General features: G+C 59.3%; 18 protein-coding genes and 4 tRNA genes. 5 read left to right on the forward strand and 17 right to left on the reverse strand.

Features of this window, described 5'->3' with window-relative positions; all coding sequences use genetic code 11:
* Positions 1 to 38 precede the first annotated feature (38 nt).
* The 7 genes from clpX to KGB28_RS30795 all read right to left on the reverse strand — a co-directional run bounded on the left by clpX (position 39) and on the right by KGB28_RS30795 (position 4,338).
* Positions 39 to 1,322, reverse strand: a complete 1,284-nt coding sequence (gene clpX, locus KGB28_RS30765) for an ATP-dependent Clp protease ATP-binding subunit ClpX (RefSeq protein ID WP_007982210.1) — start codon at positions 1,320 to 1,322, stop codon at positions 39 to 41.
* 111 nt (positions 1,323 to 1,433) lie between these two features.
* Positions 1,434 to 2,069 carry an ATP-dependent Clp endopeptidase proteolytic subunit ClpP gene (gene clpP / locus KGB28_RS30770; protein WP_223449179.1) on the reverse strand — a complete coding sequence of 212 codons (636 nt, stop codon included), beginning with the start codon at positions 2,067 to 2,069 and terminating at the stop codon, positions 1,434 to 1,436.
* A 93-nt stretch (positions 2,070 to 2,162) separates the two neighbouring features.
* The gene (tig, locus tag KGB28_RS30775; RefSeq protein ID WP_223449180.1) at positions 2,163 to 3,473 is read right to left on the reverse strand and encodes a trigger factor; all 1,311 of its coding nucleotides are present in this window, start codon (positions 3,471 to 3,473) and stop codon (positions 2,163 to 2,165) included.
* 386 nt (positions 3,474 to 3,859) lie between these two features.
* Positions 3,860 to 3,935 (reverse strand) — tRNA-His (locus tag KGB28_RS30780).
* Positions 3,936 to 4,012: 77 nt separating this feature from the next.
* Positions 4,013 to 4,097, reverse strand: a tRNA-Leu gene (locus tag KGB28_RS30785).
* Between the two features lie 56 nt (positions 4,098 to 4,153).
* Positions 4,154 to 4,229, reverse strand: a tRNA-His gene (locus tag KGB28_RS30790).
* Between the two features lie 32 nt (positions 4,230 to 4,261).
* Positions 4,262 to 4,338 (reverse strand) — tRNA-Arg (locus KGB28_RS30795).
* A 274-nt stretch (positions 4,339 to 4,612) separates the two neighbouring features.
* On the opposite strand from KGB28_RS30795, the gene folD reads away from it, so the two are divergent.
* Positions 4,613 to 5,467, forward strand: a complete 855-nt coding sequence (gene folD / locus KGB28_RS30800) for a bifunctional methylenetetrahydrofolate dehydrogenase/methenyltetrahydrofolate cyclohydrolase FolD (protein WP_008001570.1) — start codon at positions 4,613 to 4,615, stop codon at positions 5,465 to 5,467.
* Positions 5,468 to 5,702: 235 nt separating this feature from the next.
* The gene (gene pbpG / locus KGB28_RS30805) at positions 5,703 to 6,641 is read left to right on the forward strand and encodes a D-alanyl-D-alanine endopeptidase (protein ID WP_223449181.1); all 939 of its coding nucleotides are present in this window, start codon (positions 5,703 to 5,705) and stop codon (positions 6,639 to 6,641) included.
* Between the two features lie 56 nt (positions 6,642 to 6,697).
* On the opposite strand, the gene KGB28_RS30810 is transcribed toward pbpG, so the two are convergent.
* The 3 genes from KGB28_RS30810 to KGB28_RS30820 all read right to left on the reverse strand — a co-directional run bounded on the left by KGB28_RS30810 (position 6,698) and on the right by KGB28_RS30820 (position 7,967).
* Complete coding sequence (locus tag KGB28_RS30810) at positions 6,698 to 6,913, reverse strand: hypothetical protein (RefSeq protein WP_150753039.1); 216 nt, start codon at positions 6,911 to 6,913, stop codon at positions 6,698 to 6,700.
* A gap of 17 nt (positions 6,914 to 6,930) precedes the next feature.
* Positions 6,931 to 7,137: a DUF6021 family protein gene (locus KGB28_RS30815; protein WP_057714089.1), complete on the reverse strand. Its 207-nt coding sequence runs from the start codon at positions 7,135 to 7,137 to the stop codon at positions 6,931 to 6,933.
* A gap of 95 nt (positions 7,138 to 7,232) precedes the next feature.
* On the reverse strand, positions 7,233 to 7,967 hold the full coding sequence (locus KGB28_RS30820; protein WP_223449182.1) for a peptidase C39 family protein: 735 nt from the start codon (positions 7,965 to 7,967) through the stop codon (positions 7,233 to 7,235).
* Positions 7,968 to 8,146: 179 nt separating this feature from the next.
* Here KGB28_RS30820 and KGB28_RS30825 point away from each other — a divergent pair, with 179 nt between their 5' ends.
* Complete coding sequence (locus tag KGB28_RS30825; protein WP_191628037.1) at positions 8,147 to 8,314, forward strand: hypothetical protein; 168 nt, start codon at positions 8,147 to 8,149, stop codon at positions 8,312 to 8,314.
* Positions 8,315 to 8,392: 78 nt separating this feature from the next.
* On the opposite strand, the gene KGB28_RS30830 is transcribed toward KGB28_RS30825, so the two are convergent.
* Together KGB28_RS30830 and KGB28_RS30835 are read right to left on the reverse strand one after the other, a co-directional pair.
* The gene (locus tag KGB28_RS30830) at positions 8,393 to 9,142 is read right to left on the reverse strand and encodes a TerC family protein (RefSeq protein WP_223449183.1); all 750 of its coding nucleotides are present in this window, start codon (positions 9,140 to 9,142) and stop codon (positions 8,393 to 8,395) included.
* Between the two features lie 29 nt (positions 9,143 to 9,171).
* Positions 9,172 to 9,414, reverse strand: coding sequence for a hypothetical protein (locus KGB28_RS30835; RefSeq protein ID WP_102672741.1), 243 nt, complete (start codon positions 9,412 to 9,414; stop codon positions 9,172 to 9,174).
* A gap of 135 nt (positions 9,415 to 9,549) precedes the next feature.
* Between KGB28_RS30835 and nhaR the strand changes: the two genes are divergently transcribed.
* Complete coding sequence (gene nhaR / locus KGB28_RS30840) at positions 9,550 to 10,449, forward strand: transcriptional activator NhaR (protein WP_056722345.1); 900 nt, start codon at positions 9,550 to 9,552, stop codon at positions 10,447 to 10,449.
* On the opposite strand, the gene KGB28_RS30845 is transcribed toward nhaR, so the two are convergent.
* Positions 10,436 to 11,596, reverse strand: coding sequence for an MFS transporter (locus KGB28_RS30845; protein ID WP_223449184.1), 1,161 nt, complete (start codon positions 11,594 to 11,596; stop codon positions 10,436 to 10,438). The genes nhaR and KGB28_RS30845 overlap by 14 nt on opposite strands.
* A 451-nt stretch (positions 11,597 to 12,047) precedes the next feature.
* On the opposite strand from KGB28_RS30845, the gene sstT reads away from it, so the two are divergent.
* Positions 12,048 to 13,280, forward strand: coding sequence for a serine/threonine transporter SstT (gene sstT, locus KGB28_RS30850; RefSeq protein WP_223449185.1), 1,233 nt, complete (start codon positions 12,048 to 12,050; stop codon positions 13,278 to 13,280).
* 172 nt (positions 13,281 to 13,452) lie between these two features.
* On the opposite strand, the gene KGB28_RS30855 is transcribed toward sstT, so the two are convergent.
* From KGB28_RS30855 to KGB28_RS30870, 4 genes are all read right to left on the reverse strand, one after another.
* Complete coding sequence (locus KGB28_RS30855) at positions 13,453 to 13,962, reverse strand: DUF1993 family protein (RefSeq protein ID WP_223449186.1); 510 nt, start codon at positions 13,960 to 13,962, stop codon at positions 13,453 to 13,455.
* A 192-nt stretch (positions 13,963 to 14,154) separates the two neighbouring features.
* Positions 14,155 to 15,030 (reverse strand): SDR family oxidoreductase, encoded by an 876-nt coding sequence (locus tag KGB28_RS30860; RefSeq protein ID WP_223449187.1) that lies wholly within the window; start codon positions 15,028 to 15,030, stop codon positions 14,155 to 14,157.
* Positions 15,031 to 15,182: 152 nt separating this feature from the next.
* Positions 15,183 to 16,331, reverse strand: a complete 1,149-nt coding sequence (locus KGB28_RS30865) for an acetyl-CoA C-acetyltransferase (protein ID WP_223449188.1) — start codon at positions 16,329 to 16,331, stop codon at positions 15,183 to 15,185.
* 158 nt (positions 16,332 to 16,489) lie between these two features.
* Positions 16,490 to 17,545 carry an acyl-CoA dehydrogenase family protein gene (locus KGB28_RS30870; protein WP_223449189.1) on the reverse strand — a complete coding sequence of 352 codons (1,056 nt, stop codon included), beginning with the start codon at positions 17,543 to 17,545 and terminating at the stop codon, positions 16,490 to 16,492.
* Between the last annotated feature and the right edge of the window lie 2 nt (positions 17,546 to 17,547).

Raw genomic sequence — 17,547 nt, forward strand, 5'->3', positions numbered from 1 at the left:
GGCCCGAAGGCCCCTTCTTTATTCAAGCTGCGTGACGCTTAAGCGTCTGGCGCGGCCTTGGCGGTCGGCTCACTGTTTTCATAGATATACAGTGGCTTGGACTTGCCTTCTATCACGCTTTCATCGATCACTACTTTGCTCACCTCCGATTGCGAGGGGATTTCATACATAGTGTCGAGCAATACACCTTCGAGAATCGAACGCAGGCCACGGGCACCGGTTTTACGCTCCAGGGCACGCTTGGCGACCGATTTCAGAGCGTCGCTGCGGAATTCCAGATCCACGCCTTCCATCTCGAACAGCTTGGCATACTGCTTGGTCAGAGCATTTTTCGGCTCGGTGAGGATCTGCATCAACGCAGCCTCGTCAAGCTCGTCCAGCGTGGCAAGTACCGGCAGACGACCGACGAATTCCGGGATCAGACCGAACTTGACCAGATCGTCAGGCTCGACTTCACGCAGGGATTCACCGACTTTCTTGCCTTCTTCCTTGCTGCGCACTTCTGCGTTGAAACCGATGCCACCCTTGGTGGAACGGTTTTGAATGACCTTCTCAAGACCAGAGAACGCACCACCGCAGATGAACAGGATGTTACGGGTGTCGACCTGCAGGAATTCCTGCTGCGGATGCTTGCGACCACCTTGAGGTGGAACGGAAGCGACCGTGCCTTCGATCAACTTGAGCAGGGCCTGCTGCACGCCTTCACCGGAAACGTCCCGGGTAATCGAAGGGTTGTCAGACTTGCGCGAAATCTTGTCGATTTCATCGATGTAGACAATGCCCATCTGGGCTTTTTCCACGTCGTAATCGCATTTCTGCAGCAGCTTCTGAATGATGTTCTCGACATCCTCACCCACATAACCCGCCTCGGTGAGGGTGGTTGCGTCGGCGATGGTGAACGGAACGTTCAGCAAACGGGCCAGTGTTTCGGCAAGCAGGGTCTTACCCGAGCCTGTCGGGCCGATCAGCAAAATGTTGCTCTTGCCGAGTTCGACGTCGTCATTCTTTTTGTCACGCTGGTTCAGGCGCTTGTAGTGGTTGTACACCGCTACGGCCAGAACCTTTTTCGCACGTTCCTGACCAATCACATACTGATCAAGGATGCCGCTGATTTCTTTAGGCGAAGGCAATTTATGCGCGCTGCTTTCGGCCTGTGCCTCCTGCACCTCCTCGCGGATGATGTCGTTGCACAGGTCGACGCACTCGTCGCAGATAAAGACCGAGGGGCCGGCAATCAATTTGCGTACTTCATGCTGGCTTTTGCCACAGAAGGAGCAATAGAGCAGCTTGCCGTTGTCCTCGCCGTTGCGGGTGTCAGTCATTCGTTCGATCCAAATCCGATAGGCTTGCAACACAAGATGAAGGCTATTGCGGGCTTTTTCAAGCCCGCAGGTGTCGGACCCGCCGACCAACCCTATTTTGAGCTGCTTATTTTAAGCAGGGCGCTGGCTGATCACTTCGTCGATCAACCCGTACTCACGCGCGGCTTCTGCACTCATGAAATTGTCGCGGTTGGTATCGCGCTCGATTTCTTCAAGAGTGCGCCCGCTATGCTGGGCCATCAGCGTGTTGAGACGCTCACGAATAAAGAGGATTTCCTTGGCATGGATTTCGATATCCGACGCCTGGCCCTGGAAACCGCCCAGTGGCTGGTGAATCATCACACGTGAGTTCGGCAGGCAGTAACGCTTGCCATGGGCGCCGGCCGTCAGCAGGAACGCCCCCATGCTGCACGCCTGACCGATACAGGTGGTCGCCACGTTGGGCTTGATGAACTGCATGGTGTCGTAGATCGACATGCCCGCCGTCACCGAACCGCCCGGGGAGTTGATGTAGAGATGGATGTCCTTGTCCGGGTTTTCCGCTTCAAGGAACAGCAGTTGCGCACAGATCAGGTTGGCCATGTAGTCCTCTACCGGGCCAACCAGAAAGATCACTCGCTCCTTGAGCAGGCGCGAGTAAATGTCGTATGCGCGCTCGCCACGAGCGGACTGCTCGACAACCATCGGGACCAGGCCGCCTGCGGCCTGGATATCAGAGTTCTGCTGAATATACGAATTACGGAACATGCTCTGCAGTCACTCCCAAATAGTTATGTCTTGAATACGCATAAGCCAGCTCGAAGGCTGGCTTATGGTGTGTGCTTCTTACCGCAAAAGTGATCAGTCGGCTTGTGGTGCTTCTACCGGCTTGACCGCTTCTTCGTAAGAGACCGATTTGTCGGTCACGCTAGCTTTCTGCAGAACAGTATCCACAACTTGCTCTTCCAGCACAACCGAGCGAACTTCGTTCAGTTGCTGGTCGTTCTTGTAGTACCAGGACACAACTTGCTCAGGCTCCTGGTAGGCCGAAGCCATTTCCTGAATCATCTCGCGAACGCGGGCTTCGTCAGGCTTGAGGTCGAATTGCTTGACCACTTCAGCCACGATCAGGCCCAGCACTACACGGCGCTTGGCTTGCTCTTCGAACAGCTCGGCCGGCAGTTGGTCAGGCTTGATGTTGCCGCCGAACTGCTGAACAGCCTGCACGCGCAGACGGTCAACTTCGTTGGACAGCAGGGCCTTTGGCACTTCGATCGGGTTGGTGGCCAGCAGACCGTCCATTACCTGATTCTTGACCTTGGACTTGATCGCCTGACGCAGTTCGCGCTCCATGTTCTTGCGAACTTCGGCGCGGAAGCCTTCCAGACCGGTTTCCTTGATGCCGAATTGAGCGAAGAACTCTTCGGTCAGTTCTGGCAGCTTTGGCTCGGAAACGGTGTTGACGGTCACGGTGAACTCGGCGGCTTTGCCAGCCAGGTCCAGGTTCTGATAGTCCTCTGGGAAAGTCAGGCTCAGAACGCGTTCTTCACCGGCTTTTGCGCCAACCAGGCCATCTTCGAAACCAGGGATCATGCGGCCGGAACCCAGAACCAGCTGAGTACCCTTGGCGGAACCGCCAGCGAACACTTCACCGTCGACCTTGCCGACGAAATCGATGTTCAGCTGGTCTTCGTTTTGAGCGGCGCGATCGGCCACTTCGAAACGGGTGTTCTGCTTGCGCAGGATGTCCAGCATCTTGTCCAGATCGGCATCAGTCACCTCAGCGCTCAGGCGCTCTACGGTGATACCTTCGAAACCGGCAACGGTGAACTCGGGGAACACTTCGAATACGGCTACGTATTCCAGGTCCTTGCCAGCTTCCAGGGATTTAGGCTCGATCGAAGGCTGACCAGCCGGGTTCAGCTTCTGCTCAACCACAGCTTCGTAGAAGGAAGACTGGATCACGTCGCCTACAGCTTCCTGACGAGCGTCAGCACCGAAACGGCGCTTGATTTCGCTCATTGGCACTTTGCCTGGACGGAAGCCAGCAATCTTGGCCTTTTGGGCGGTCTGCTGCAGACGCTTGTTGACCTGGCTCTCGATGCGCTCAGCCGGCACGGTGACGCTCATGCGGCGCTCAAGAGCAGTAGTATTTTCAACAGAAACTTGCATGGATATTCCTCGTTGCACAGACGTTAGCCGGCCGTTTCCGACCCCAGAATCAAGGGCATGCATTCTAGTGGGTCAAACTCAAGAAGTCACCCTACTGAAAACGGGTAAAAACGCAGCAGGCAATTTATAGGTGCGAATGCACGAATGCACCTCGCCCCGATGGCAAATACAACCAATCACGCCAGGGCTCTGCGCCAACCTTTCCATATATAGAGGAGGACGCCAACCATCTCCCTGACGACCGATCTCGCAAGCGAGGCCGGCGGACAACACAGCATCATCGAGAAACATAAATACGACGAAACGCCCTGCCCTTGCGGCCCGGAACCTGCAGCCACCGAAACAAAAAAGGCGCCAGACTTTTCAATCTGGCGCCTTTCGAAATATGGGGTGGACGATGGGGATCGAACCCACGACAACGGGAGTCACAATCCCGTGCTCTACCAACTGAGCTACGCCCACCATATTGCCTGTTAAAGAAGCCAAACAACTTCTTTATCAAGCTCCAGCCAGGCCAACAGCCTGATTGAAGCTTTATTTGGTGCGGATGAAGAGACTCGAACTCTTACGCCTCGCGGCGCTGGAACCTAAATCCAGTGTGTCTACCAATTCCACCACATCCGCGGATGAAGCCTTTAAAGCAAAGGCGCCAGACTGTTAATCTGGCGCCTTTCGAAATATGGGGTGGACGATGGGGATCGAACCCACGACAACGGGAGTCACAATCCCGTGCTCTACCAACTGAGCTACGCCCACCATATCGCGTTACTTGTGCCAAAGCTGCCTAATGGCGCACCCGGCAGGACTCGAACCTGCGACCATCCGCTTAGAAGGCGGATGCTCTATCCAGCTGAGCTACGGGCGCCTTGTTAGCTGTAACCTTGGAGGACTACAAACTAAGTGCTTTCCAGTCTTGCAGAATCGTAATCCCGCTCAACCTTCCTAACCAGTGCTAGGCTGTGCCCGACAAGTGCGACGAATAGTATAGAGCCACCCGAAGGTCGTCAAATCCTTTTTAAAAAAAATTCATTTAATTAAAGGAGTTAGGGGAATTTGCAGACCAAGCGCCTTTGCCCTCACCGCATGACATGCGAGAATGCGTTCTCTTTTTTTCCCCTCTCGATGGTTAATCACGCGCAATGACTGCACAACTTATCGACGGCAAATCGATCGCCGCCAGCCTGCGCCAGCAGATCGCCCAACGTGTCACCGAGCGTCGCCAGCAAGGCCTGCGCACGCCCGGCCTTGCGGTGATCCTGGTCGGCAGCGATCCTGCCTCTCAGGTTTATGTCTCGCACAAGCGTAAAGACTGTGAAGAGGTCGGCTTTCTATCCCAAGCCTATGACCTGCCTTCGGAAACCACTCAAGAAGCGCTGACCGAGCTGATCGATCGCCTGAACGACGATCCTGCAATCGACGGCGTTCTGCTTCAGCTTCCGCTTCCCGAACACCTGGACGCCTCCAGGCTGCTGGAGCGCATTCGTCCGGATAAAGACGTCGACGGTTTCCATCCTTATAACGTCGGTCGCCTGGCCCAGCGTATCCCGCTGCTGCGCCCATGCACCCCCAAAGGCATCATGACCCTGCTGGAAAGCACCGGTGTCGACCTTTACGGGATGAATGCCGTGGTTGTCGGCGCGTCCAATATCGTTGGCCGCCCGATGGCCATGGAATTGTTGCTGGCCGGTTGCACCGTGACGGTCACCCACCGCTTTACCAAGGACCTGGCCGGCCATGTCGGCCGTGCGGACCTGGTCGTCGTCGCCGCCGGCAAGCCGGGCCTGGTCAAGGGCGAATGGATCAAGGAAGGCGCGATCGTGATCGATGTCGGCATCAACCGCCAGGACGACGGCAAGCTGGTCGGTGACGTGATCTACGAAACCGCCCTGCCCCGCGCCGGCTGGATCACTCCGGTACCGGGCGGCGTAGGCCCGATGACCCGTGCCTGCCTGCTGGAAAACACCCTGTACGCCGCTGAAACCCTGCACAGCTGAGTTTCAACGCGCACGCTGTCAGCGTGACAAGGAACCCCGCCCTGGCGGGGTTTTTTTTGCCCACGAAAAACACCGACCGCTCGCCGGAAAATGACTTTTTTTTCATGTTTCTCAGGACTTTCACCTGCTACTTGAACAACCATCGACAGTTATTCAGCCATACTCCAGAATGTCGCGCTTTTTGGGAAATAGCCCGTTACAAAACGGCTTATCAATACTTTATGAGTCTGCCAGCGTGAAAATCCGTCTTTCCATCCTGAGCCTATTTTTTGCAGTTACAGGGACTTTCATCACGCCAATCGCCAGCGCTGGCGAAACCACCGCAGCGCCTCGAAATACCTCGCAACTCAAGCTCGCTTCCGGCAGCTCTTTACTGCTGGATATGCAGACCAACAAAGTCATCTATGCCAGCAATCCGGACGTCGTCGTCCCCATCGCGTCCGTCAGCAAACTGATGACCGGCCTGGTCGTGGTTGAAGCCCGGCAAAACATGGATGAATACATCAACATCAACATCAGCGACACACCGGAAATGAAAGGTGTGTACTCCCGGGTCAAGCTCAAGAGCGAACTGCCGCGCCGGGAGATGCTGCTGATTGCCCTGATGTCATCTGAAAACCGAGCCGCTGCAAGCCTGGCCCACCACTATCCGGGTGGCTATGTCGCGTTCATTGCTGCAATGAACGCCAAGGCCCGGGCCTTGGGCATGACCAATACCCATTTCGTCGAACCGACAGGTCTCTCGCCGCGCAACGTTTCGACCGCTCGCGATTTGAGCAAACTGTTGATCGCCGCGCACAAGCACCCGCTGCTGACGGAGCTGAGTACAACCAAGGAAAAGACCGTTTCGTTTCGCAAACCCAACTACAGCCTGGGTTTTCGCAACACCGACCATTTGGTCCGCAAGCCGGACTGGGACATCCAGCTGACAAAAACCGGTTTCACCAACGAAGCAGGTCACTGCCTGGTGCTGGTGACCCGAATGAGTAACCGCCCGGTGGCCTTGGTGATCCTTGACGCTTATGGCAAGTACACCCATTTTGCCGATGCCACGCGCATGCGTAATTGGGTAGAGAGCGGAAAGAGTGCGGACGTGCCTTCCGTAGCCTTGCAGTACAAGGCAGACAAGAACCTCAAGCAGCGACAGAGCGGCGTGGTTGAAGCCTCGAAGTAACAAAACGGCAACGCACAAAAAGCCCCGATCATTCGGGGCTTTTTTTCGCCAGACACTCAGTCGTTGGGCAGCGGCATCTGGTCGTCATCCGGAATACCGTCGCCGGCACTTGGATCTCTCCACCCCTTCGGCTTTTCAGTGGGCACTACCGTTGGCCGCGCCAGGGGATCCCTCAACGGGCTGTCGGGATCCATCACCGGATCGGTGCTTTGCTCGGGGGTTGTGGGGACGGTTTCCGGACGCTTGTCGTCGAAACTGGAATCGGTAGACATACGCACCTCCATTGGACCTAAGGCTTCAGGTCACCCAGTGGATCGTAGGGCTTGGCGGGAGCCTTGGGGTTGTCACCCGGCTTCACATCCCGCGGGGCCTTGGCGGGTCCGATCGGGTCGACCTGAGGATCGGCAAGGTCCGGGGAATCGGGATCGAAACCCAGCTCGTTGCCAGACGAATGTTCAGACGAATGCGGACCGACGGGCGTTGTGGAATGAGCCATGGGCGCCTCCTGATCTCGGCCCGAAATAATGTTCCGGGCCCTTAAAGATCAGAGGCTGGCGATGGGCGAAGGTGCCCGGCGGGTGACCAACGGACTTACTGGCTGGCCAAGGCTTTTTTAGCCTTGGCGGCGGCCTGTTCCTGACCGGCCTGAGCCAGATCGCTGGCGGCCTTGAGCCAACGCTGCTGATCGACATGGGCCGGGATTTGCGTCGGATTCTGGATCAGCACAGCCCAACCACCGGCGTCCTTGAACGCCGACTCGAAGGAGCTGAAGCTCATCAGTTCGCGGTGATTCATCCCGGCCCGCAGCAGGACTGTCTGCTTCTGGCGGTTGTAGCCGGCCAGAATGGCGTAACGCGGTTCGGCCCACATGGCCGAGCCCTCAGTAAAGCGCACCATCACCGGATAGCCGGCGGCGACTTGCGCCAACAGGGCCGGCAGGTTGCTGTCGAGGGGATAAACCACCATCCCGTACTCACGGGCCAGGTTCTGCATGTTCTGTTGCAACCGGGCTTCGCCCCCCGGCAAATGCAAGGGTTTTTCGAGCAACCCCGGGGTGATCACGATGCCCTGCTGGGACAGCATGCTGGCCAGCACCTGCGGCCCGCTTTGATACGCATCGCCCCGGTAGAATCGGCCGCTGAGCTCGACACGCTCCGGCAAACGCTTGATCTCGGGCGCAACGCTACCGGCACAGCCCGCCAGGCCTGCCATGCAACCGGCGATGAGCATGGCCGACAAAATTCGAGAAAATACCCGCACCATCGTCTCTCTCTTTTTCAGGTTCAGACGCCAGGCAATCCCATTCCCGGCTTGGTCGTCGATCATAGGTCGCCGCGCCGCTACGGTATAGCTCTAAACGGTAGTCGCGTGCATTCGATAGAGCGAACTGGTTGGTGACTGCCGACTTTCGGTCAATAGCCTGAAATACAGCAACGGCTAGACTGTTCCCTGAAGGAACGACAGCGAAGCACGTGTGCCCACAGAAGGGCAAAAAGGAGGCACAGATGAGCCTGACCATGATCATTGTGATGTTGATTGGCGGTTGGCTGGCGGTAGCCGCCGCCATGTTGTGGGGCGTGCTGCGCATTACTCGTCGCCACCATCACCCTGTCCAGCCGGCTCCTGCGCCGGAAGCGGACAAGACGCCGAACCAACACGCCAACGCCCACTGACCAGACCTTTACCCGAGACCAACAAAAACGGCCGCCTGCACTCCTTCGAGTTCAGGCGGCCGTTTCCTTTAGCGTGGGTCAGGCCTCAGTGGCTGCCCGCTTCTGCCTGGACCGGCGGGACATCATGTTCAACACCTCGATCGAAGCCGAGAATGCCATGGCCGCATAGACGTAGCCTTTCGGTACATGGGCGCCGAAGCCTTCGGCGATCAGCGTCATGCCGATCATGATCAGGAAGCCCAGGGCCAGCATCACCACCGTCGGGTTGTCGTTGATGAACTTGGCCAGCGGATCAGCCGCCAGCAACATCACCAGGACCGACACCACCACCGCGATGACCATGATCGGCAAATGCTCGGTCATGCCGACAGCGGTAATGATGCTGTCGATGGAGAACACCATGTCCAGCATCAGGATCTGACCGATCGCGGCAGCGAAGCCCAGGGTCACGGTCGAGGTCGCCGACTTCGGATCTTCCGGCGCCGGGTCCATGCTGTGATGGATCTCGGTGGTCGCCTTCCACAACAGGAACAGGCCACCGGCAATCAGGATCATGTCTTTCCAGGAAAGCGCGTGGCCGAGAATCTCGATCACCGGATTGGTCAACTGGACGATGAACGCGATGGTGCTCAGCAAGCCAAGGCGCAGGATCAACGCCATGCCGATACCGATGCGCCGTGCCCGCTGTCGATTGTGCAAGGGCAGCTTGTTGGTCAGGATCGAGATGAAGATCAGGTTATCGATGCCGAGCACGATCTCCATCACAATCAGGGTGGCAAGGGCGACCCAGGCGGTGGGGCTGGCGGCAAGTTGTAAAAGGTAGTCCATGGGTCAGTCCTGACTCGTTGTAATACGGTTTAGATTTCCTGGGAGGAAGATTCGGTTTTTTCCGAGTCTTTTTCCGATGATTCTTTTTTGCTGATCAACCCGCTGGTGGCGTCACTGAGTGCTTGCTCGGCGGCCTTGTGGGTATCGTCAATCGCCTGTTTGGCGCTTTCGGCAGCCTTGCCCATCAATTGTTGCGCGCTTTTCTCGGCCTGGTCGCAACCGGCCAGTACCAGTAAAGACGTAATCAACAGTGCCGTGGCTTTAAGCTTCATGATGCTTTCCTCGATAGAACGAACGGGACCTAAACGATGGCCCGTTGATAGCGATGCATTCTAGGGAAGCAAACACTTCAGGAAAATTCGTATTTTCAGCTGTTATACTTCGATTTTTGCGAAGTGTTAGACGCCATGCTCAACTATCGGCAATTGCATTACTTCTGGGTGGTGGCCAAGACCGGCAGCATCGTGCGCGCCTGCGAGCAGCTCAATCTCACGCCACAAACCATCAGCGGGCAGATTTCATTACTGGAACAGACCTTTGGCATCGAGTTGTTTCGGCGAGTCGGACGGCAACTCGAACTGACCGAGGCCGGCCGCCAGGCACTGCCCTACGCCGAACAAATGTTCCAGCTCGGTGGCGAACTGGAACTGATGCTGCGGGCACAACCCAATGAACAGCAGATCCTGTTTCGCGTTGGTGTGGCCGACGTGGTGCCCAAGTCCATCGTCTATCGCCTGATCGCACCGACCATGGAGCTGAGCGAACCGCTGCGCATTACGTGCCGCGAAGACAAGCTTGAACGTTTGTTGGCCGACCTGGCGATCCAGCGCCTGGACCTGGTGATCTCCGACAGCCCGATGCCGTCGCACCTCGACATCAAGGGCTACAGCCAGAAACTCGGTGAGTGCGGGATCAGCTTCTTCGCCACCCCTGAGCTGGCGGCACGTTATGGACACGACTTTCCGCGCAACCTGCACGGTGCGCCGCTGCTGATTCCCGGGCCGGAAACCGTGGTGCGCAGCCGTTTGCAACGCTGGTTCGCCGAGCAGCAGATCCAGCCGCAGATTGTCGGTGAGTTCGACGACAGCGCCCTGATGCAGGCCTTCGGCCAATCCGGCAGCGGGATCTTCATCGGCCCGAGCGTGATCGCCGATGAAGTGCAACGCCAATATGGCGTGGAAGTGATTGGCCAGACTGACGCGGTGAGCGAGTCGTTCTATGCCATCTCAGTGGAACGCAAGGTCAAGCACCCCGGCATTGTCGCCATTACCGAAGGTGCCCGACGCGAGCTGTTTACAGCGCTGTGACCTCTTCGCGCGGCTTGAAGGTCATCAGGGCGATGGCCAGCAGGATCGACGCCAGAATGAAAGCGGCGGCTGCAAAGCCAAGGCCTTGCAGGCCGACGCTGTCGATCACCCGACCACCGATCATCGCGCCCAAGCCAATACCGAGGTTGGCCCCGGCGATGTTCAGCGACGCGGCGAAGGCCGGCGCTTCGGGCGCGGCTTTCATCAGGCGCACATGGCTGACCAGGAACAACGCCGCCTGAGTCACGCCCCAGATGCCCATCGCTGCCGCCAGACCGAGCGGCGAATGGATGTTCGGCACCAGCGCCACCAGGCCGGCAATCATGAACGCACAGAACATCATCGACGCCATCAGCGGATGACGATCCACCGCCCGGCCGCCCAGGGAGTTGCCGAGCAACCCGACCGCGCCGAAGCCCATCAGGCACCAGCCGACCACGGTACCGTTGAAACCGGCCAGGCGCTCAAGGATGTCCGCCAGATAGGTGTACGCGGTGAACATGCCGCTGAACACAATCACAGACAGCAACACGTGACCGAGCATCAGCGGGCTGCGCAATATCTTGAACTGCGACCGGAAGCTCACCTGATGCTGGTGCAGGTTGGTCTTCGGCAGATAGATAAACAGCAGCAACGCCTTGGCAAAGGCAATGACCGCCAGAATCGCGAAGGCACTGCGCCAGCCGAACGCATCGGAAATCAGCGTGCCCACGGGAATGCCGAACACCGTGGCGCAAACGATGCCGAAGCCGATCTTGGCGATGGCGCGACCGGCGTAATCCGGCCCGACGATGTCCACTGCCGTTTCGCTGGCCAAGGCCCAGAACACCGGCAGCCCCAGCGCCGGGATCAAGCGGGCAAACGCCATCACCCAGATGTTCGGCGCCAGCGCCGCGAGCGTGTTGGCCAGACCAAACATGATCAGCACCGAGATGAACAGCTTGCGGCGCTCGAAGCGGGCGAAGTACGCCGTCAGGAACGGCCCGAACGCGGCCACGGTGAAAGCGAACAGGGTCACCAGCAAACCGGCCTGCGGGATGCTGACCTCCAGATCCCGGGCGATGGCCGGCAACAGGCCAACGATGACGAATTCCGTGGTCAGCACCGTGAAGCCGGCGGCGGACAACAGAAGAATGGGCAACAGCATGCAGAACTCCAGAAAACGACGACACCAGCGATAGCCCGAAGGCCCACTGGCAGACATGAAAATGAGGATGGCGAATCTTAACAGAGTGTTTCCGAACGCGGTTGCACGAACCTGCCTATCTCGTTGAATGCCAGGGTGGCAGTTCGTCACAGGTCTGAAAGATCGCTCCTGCGCTGTGATAAAGTCCGCGCCCTGAAAAACGTACACCCTGTGATCAAAGCCGATCATTCAAGGGGCAAACCTGTGGGAGCGAGCTTGCTCGCGATGGCGGACTGTCAGTCAACGCATGTGTCGACTGTGCCACCGTCATCGTGAGCAAGCTCGCTCCCACAAGGAATGCGGCGTTCTACACCCTGTGTTCCCCTCTCGGTTTCCCGTCTGCGGCCTGCCCTGCTTGTTGCTGCAACTGCGGCGAAACCATGCACTTATAAAAAATCAGAGATGCCGTTTTATGACTGCTACATCCCCTTCTCTATTGCACCGCCTTAAACGCTTGAGCCTGGTCACACAGATCGTGATCGGCCTGATCGCCGGTATTGCCCTGGCGCTGATTGCCCCCGACATGGCGAAGTCCACGGCGTTCATCGGCAAAGTGTTTGTCTCGGCGCTGAAAGCCGTCGCGCCGATTCTGGTGTTCGTGCTGGTCATGGCGTCGATTGCCAACCACAAGCACGGTCAGGAAACCCACATCCGGCCGATTCTGTTCCTGTATCTGCTGGGCACTTTCGCCGCGGCCGTGGTCGCGGTGGTTGCCAGCATGACGTTCCCGTCGAACCTGGTGCTGTCGACCCAGGACGTCGCGGTCACAGCGCCAGGCGGGATTGGCGAAGTCTTGCAAAGCCTGTTGCTGAGCGTGGTCGATAATCCGGTCAGCGCCCTGATGAATGCCAATTTCATCGGCATCCTGGCCTGGGCCATCGGCATGGGCATTGCCATCCGCCACGCCGGCGACACCACCCGTGAAGTGCTGGGCGACCTGTCCAACGGCGTGACGGTGATCGTGCGCCTGGTGATCAGCTTCGCCCCGCTGGGCATCTTCGGCCTGGTGGCCTCGACCCTGGCCACCTCCGGTTTCGGCGCCTTGATCGGCTACGCCCACCTGCTGGCCGTGCTGCTGGGCTGTATGCTGTTCGTGGCACTGGTGATGAACCCGCTCATCGTGTTCTGGAAACTGCGTCGCAACCCGTACCCGCTGGTGCTGACCTGCCTGCGCGAAAGCGGCATCACGGCGTTCTTCACCCGTAGCTCGGCGGCGAACATCCCGGTCAACCTGGAATTGAGCAAGCGCCTGGGCCTGCACGAAGACACCTACTCGGTATCGATCCCGCTGGGCGCGACCATCAACATGGCCGGCGCAGCGATCACCATCACCGTACTGACCCTGGCGGCCGTGCACACGCTGGGCATCGCCGTGGACATTCCTACCGCGATCCTGTTGAGCGTCGTCGCAGCCATCTGCGCCTGCGGCGCCTCGGGCGTGGCCGGTGGTTCGCTGTTGCTGATTCCACTGGCGTGCAGCCTGTTCGGCATCCCGAGCGAAATCGCCATGCAAGTGGTGGCGGTTGGTTTCATCATTGGTGTGTTGCAGGACTCGGCGGAAACCGCGCTGAACTCGTCCACCGATGTGCTGTTCACCGCGGCGGCTTGCCTGGGTGAAGAAGATAAAGCAGCACGATTGGCGTAACACCGCCGCCCCATGTGGGAGCGGGCTTGCTCGCGAAAGCGGTGTGTCAGTTAATGAAGATGTTGAAGCTGATGGCCCCTTCGCGAGCAAGCCCGCTCCCACAGGAGACCGCGTACACATGAAAAAGCCCCCGCAGCCAAAGGCTCCGGGGGCTTTTTTGTACCCGGACGGTTTAGAACGCGCCCATGTAGTCGCGCTTGCCCACTTCCACGCCGTTGTGGCGCAGCAGTGCGTAAGTGGTGGTGACGTGGAAGAAGAACTGCGGTAGGCCGTAGGTCAGCAGGTAGGACTGGCCGCTGAAGCGCTTCTCTTTAGGCGTGCCCGGGCGGGTGACGATCTCGATGCCTTCCTTGCCGTTGATCTGCTCTGGCGTGAACTCGCCGATGAACGCCAGGACCTTGGCGATCAACGCTTGCAGCTCGGCGAAGGTGGTTTCAGTGTCGTCGTACTTCGGCAGTTCGACTTCAGCCAGACGCGCCGAAACACCCTTGGCGAAATCAACGGCGATCTGCACCTGACGCACCAGCGGGAACATGTCCGGGTACAGGCGAGCTTGCAGGAAAGCGTTCGGGTCGATGTTCTTGGCGGTAGCGTGGGCTTCGGCCTTCTTCAGCACATCGCTCAGGGCGTTGAGCATTTGCTGGAAAACAGGCACGGAAGCGTCGTACAGGGAAATGGTCATGGCAAGTCTCGTCTGGAGGGAACGTGGGTCATTTGTAGGAGCGAGCTTGCTCGCGATGGACGTGAACGATAACGCGTTCTGTCTGAATAAACGCGTTGCGCTGGAGTTCATCGCGAGCAAGCTCGCTCCTACAGGTGATCGGCATCAGGGGCCGATTATAGCCATGCATACTCCTCCCGAGACCGTTCTTTTTCAGCTGCCGTAAACCTTCGCCGCCGGAACGGCCTGAGTCATCAGCTGCGCAATCGCTTCGCCCATCTCAGCGACCACCCAGCGGCCCTGGCGATCCAGTTGCGGACCACGGCGCCAGCCGTCGGCGATCGACAACTTGCCGCCCTCGACTTCGAACATCTGCCCGGTCACCTCGGCGGAAGCCTCGGAACCGAGCCACACCACCAGCGGTGCGACGTTTTCCGGGGCGAAGTAATCGAAGCCTTCTTCAGGCTTTTTCATGGTGTCGGCGAACACTTGCTCGGTCATTCCGGTGCGCGCGGCCGGCGCCAAGGCGTTGGCGGTGATCCCGTAGCGGCGCAGTTCAGCCGCCTGCACCAGCGTCAGCGAGGCAATACCGCCCTTGGCCGCCGCGTAGTTGGACTGGCCGATGGAGCCCTGCAACCCGGCGCCGGAGCTGGTGTTGATGATCCGCGCATCGACCTTGGCACCGCCCTTGGCCTGCTCGCGCCAGTACTTCACGGCGTGGCTGGAAATGCAGAAGTGGCCTTTGAGGTGCACGGCTACCACGGCGTCCCAGTCGGCTTCGCTGAGGCTGGCGAACATGCGGTCGCGGCAAATGCCGGCGTTATTGACCACCACGTTCAGGTCGCCGAAGGTTTCGATGGCCTGGCGCACGATCAGCCCTGCCGAGTCATAGCGGGTGATGTCGTCGCTGTTGGCCACGGCGCTGCCGCCCTGGCCGAGGATTTCGCCGACCACGGCGAGCGCCGCTTCGCGGTTGATGTCGTTGACCACCACTTTCGCGCCTTCGGCAGCGAAGGCCAGCGCGTAGGCGCGGCCCAGACCACCGCCGGCACCGGTGATGATCACGACGCGGTTTTCACAGATATTCATATTGCTCATCCTTCAAATTCATCACGGGTCGCCGCAACTCCCTGTGGGAGCGGGCTTGCTCGCGAAGGCGGACTGTCAGCTACATCAATGTTGGCTGACCCACCGCTTTCGCGAGCAAGCCCGCTCCCACAAGTTCAGTGGGCATCTTGAAATCACAAGCGTTCGATAATCGTCACGTTGGCCTGGCCGCCGCCTTCGCACATGGTCTGCATGCCGAAGCGTCCGCCGCTGCGTTCCAGTTCATGGAGCAAGGTGCACATCAAGCGGGTGCCGGTGGCGCCCAGCGGATGGCCGAGGGCAATCGCGCCGCCGTTGACGTTGGTCTGTTCATGGGGATAGCCAGTCTCTTTCAACCAGGCCATGGCCACCGAGGCGAAGGCTTCGTTGATCTCCACGCGGTCGATGTCTTCGAGTTTCATGCCGGCACGCTTGAGTGCGTAAGCGGTGGCCGGGATCGGCGCGGTAAGCATCCAGATCGGGTCTGCGGCGCGCACGCTCAGGTGATGGATGCGTGCCCGTGGCGTCAGGCCGTAACGCTTGAGCGCCGCTTCCGAGACGATCAGCATCGCACTGGCCGCGTCGCAGGTCTGGCTCGACACCGCGGCGGTCACCCGGTCGCAGCCGAACAGGAATTCCAGCTCGGCCATTTTTTCCAGGCTGGTCTGGCGCGGCGTTTCGTCATGCAGCACACCGGCCAATGGCACGATCTCGCGGTTGAAGCGGCCCAGTTCGATAGCCTGCAAGGCACGTCGATGGGACTCAAGCGAATAGGCTTCAAGCTGCGCCCGGGACAGGTCCCACTTTTCGGCGATCATCTGCGCCGAACGGAACTGCGTTGGCGGTTGCGCGCCATAGCGCCGCACCCAGCCTTCGGAACCGCTGAACGGATCGGTGAAGCCCAAGGGTTCGGCGGCGATCATCGCCGAGGAAATCGGGATCTGGGTCATGGTCTGCACGCCACCGGCGGCGACCACGTCCTGAGTGCCGCTCATCACTGCTTGCGCCGCGAAGTGCACCGCTTGCTGGGACGAACCGCACTGACGATCGATGGTGGTGCCCGGCACCGATTGCGACAGGCCGGCCGCCAGCCAACTGGTGCGGGCGATGTCCCCGGCCAGCGGGCCGATGGTGTCGACACAGCCGAAGATCACGTCGTCGTAATCCTCGTCGGGAATGGCGTTGCGCTCGACCAGCGCGCGCAACACATGGGCGCCCAGGTCGGCGGCGTGGATCTGGCTCAGACCACCCTTGCGCCGCCCGGTGGGCGTGCGCAGGGCGTCGACGATATAAGCTTCAGGCATGGTCTACCTCGGTATAAAAATTAAAATCAGGCGCCGATAACCTGTGGGAGCGGGCTTGCTCGCGAATGCGTCAGTTCAGTCGACAAAAATGTTGAATGTGCTGCCGCCTTCGCGAGCAAGCCCGCTCCCACAGGGATTTCGTCACCCTTAATGACTGGTTAGAACGTACTGCCCGCACCCAGCGCAGGCTTGCCGTCCAGCAACGCCGCGCGAATCCGCCCTTTGTGATGGCCGCGATCGCCCCAGACCTTGTCCAGGGCCCAGGCGCGCTTCATGAACAGATGCAAGTCGACTTCCCAGGTGTAACCCATGGCGCCGTGGGCCTGGATGGTGTTCTTCGCCGCGAGTATCGCCGCTTCCGCCGTCGCCAGCTTGGCGTGGGACACCAGCACGTCCTGCCCCGGTTGTTGCTCGGCCAGCGCATAAGCGGCGCGATACAGCGGGCCTTTGGCGAACTCGATCTGCACCGCGACGTTGGCCATCAAGTGCTTGACCGCCTGGAACGAACCCACCGGCTTGCCGAACTGCTTGCGCTCAAAGGTGTAGTCCACCGCCAGGTCGACCATGCGTTTGGCCAGCCCCAACAATTGCGCGGCACTGGCGAGAGCGCCACGGTTGAAGGCGGCTGCCCACAAACGCCGTCCCTGTTCACCACTGGCCACGCAGGTAGCAGGCGTTGGCGTCCACTCGACCTGGAACAGTTGACGGCTCGGGTCGACCGACTCGTTGCGGGTCAGGCGCACGGCATCACGCTCCAGGGCGTGCACTTCGTCACCATTGGCCAACAACAGCAGATCGGCGACATGGGCATCGCTGACCAGCGGATTACCCGGCTCGGAAACCGCGAGACGTGCACCGCCCTCGGCCACTCGCGACAGCCATTTTTGTTTAAGCGGCGCGTGTTGCTCATCCAGGGCGGCGAGCAATGGCACGCCGACCAGCATGGTGTCCACCAGCGGTTCGGGCAGACCGGCGTAACCGCATTCCTGGGCAATCAGCACGAAGTCCAGCTCATTCATCCCCATGCCGTCCTGTGCCTCGGGCACGGTCAGTGCGGTCAGGCCCAGCTCCACCAGTTGCGCCCAGAGTTGTTCACTGCGCCCGCTGTCGCTCTGCCACAGTTCGCGAATGCGCTCCGGGGTGACTTCGTTGATCAGGAAGCTGCGGACGTTGTCCTGAAACAGCAGTTGGTCGCGGCTGAAACTAAAGTCCATGG

It is taken from the genome of Pseudomonas sp. BF-R-19 (genome assembly GCF_019956445.1).
Classification (GTDB): domain Bacteria; phylum Pseudomonadota; class Gammaproteobacteria; order Pseudomonadales; family Pseudomonadaceae; genus Aquipseudomonas; species Aquipseudomonas fluorescens_BH.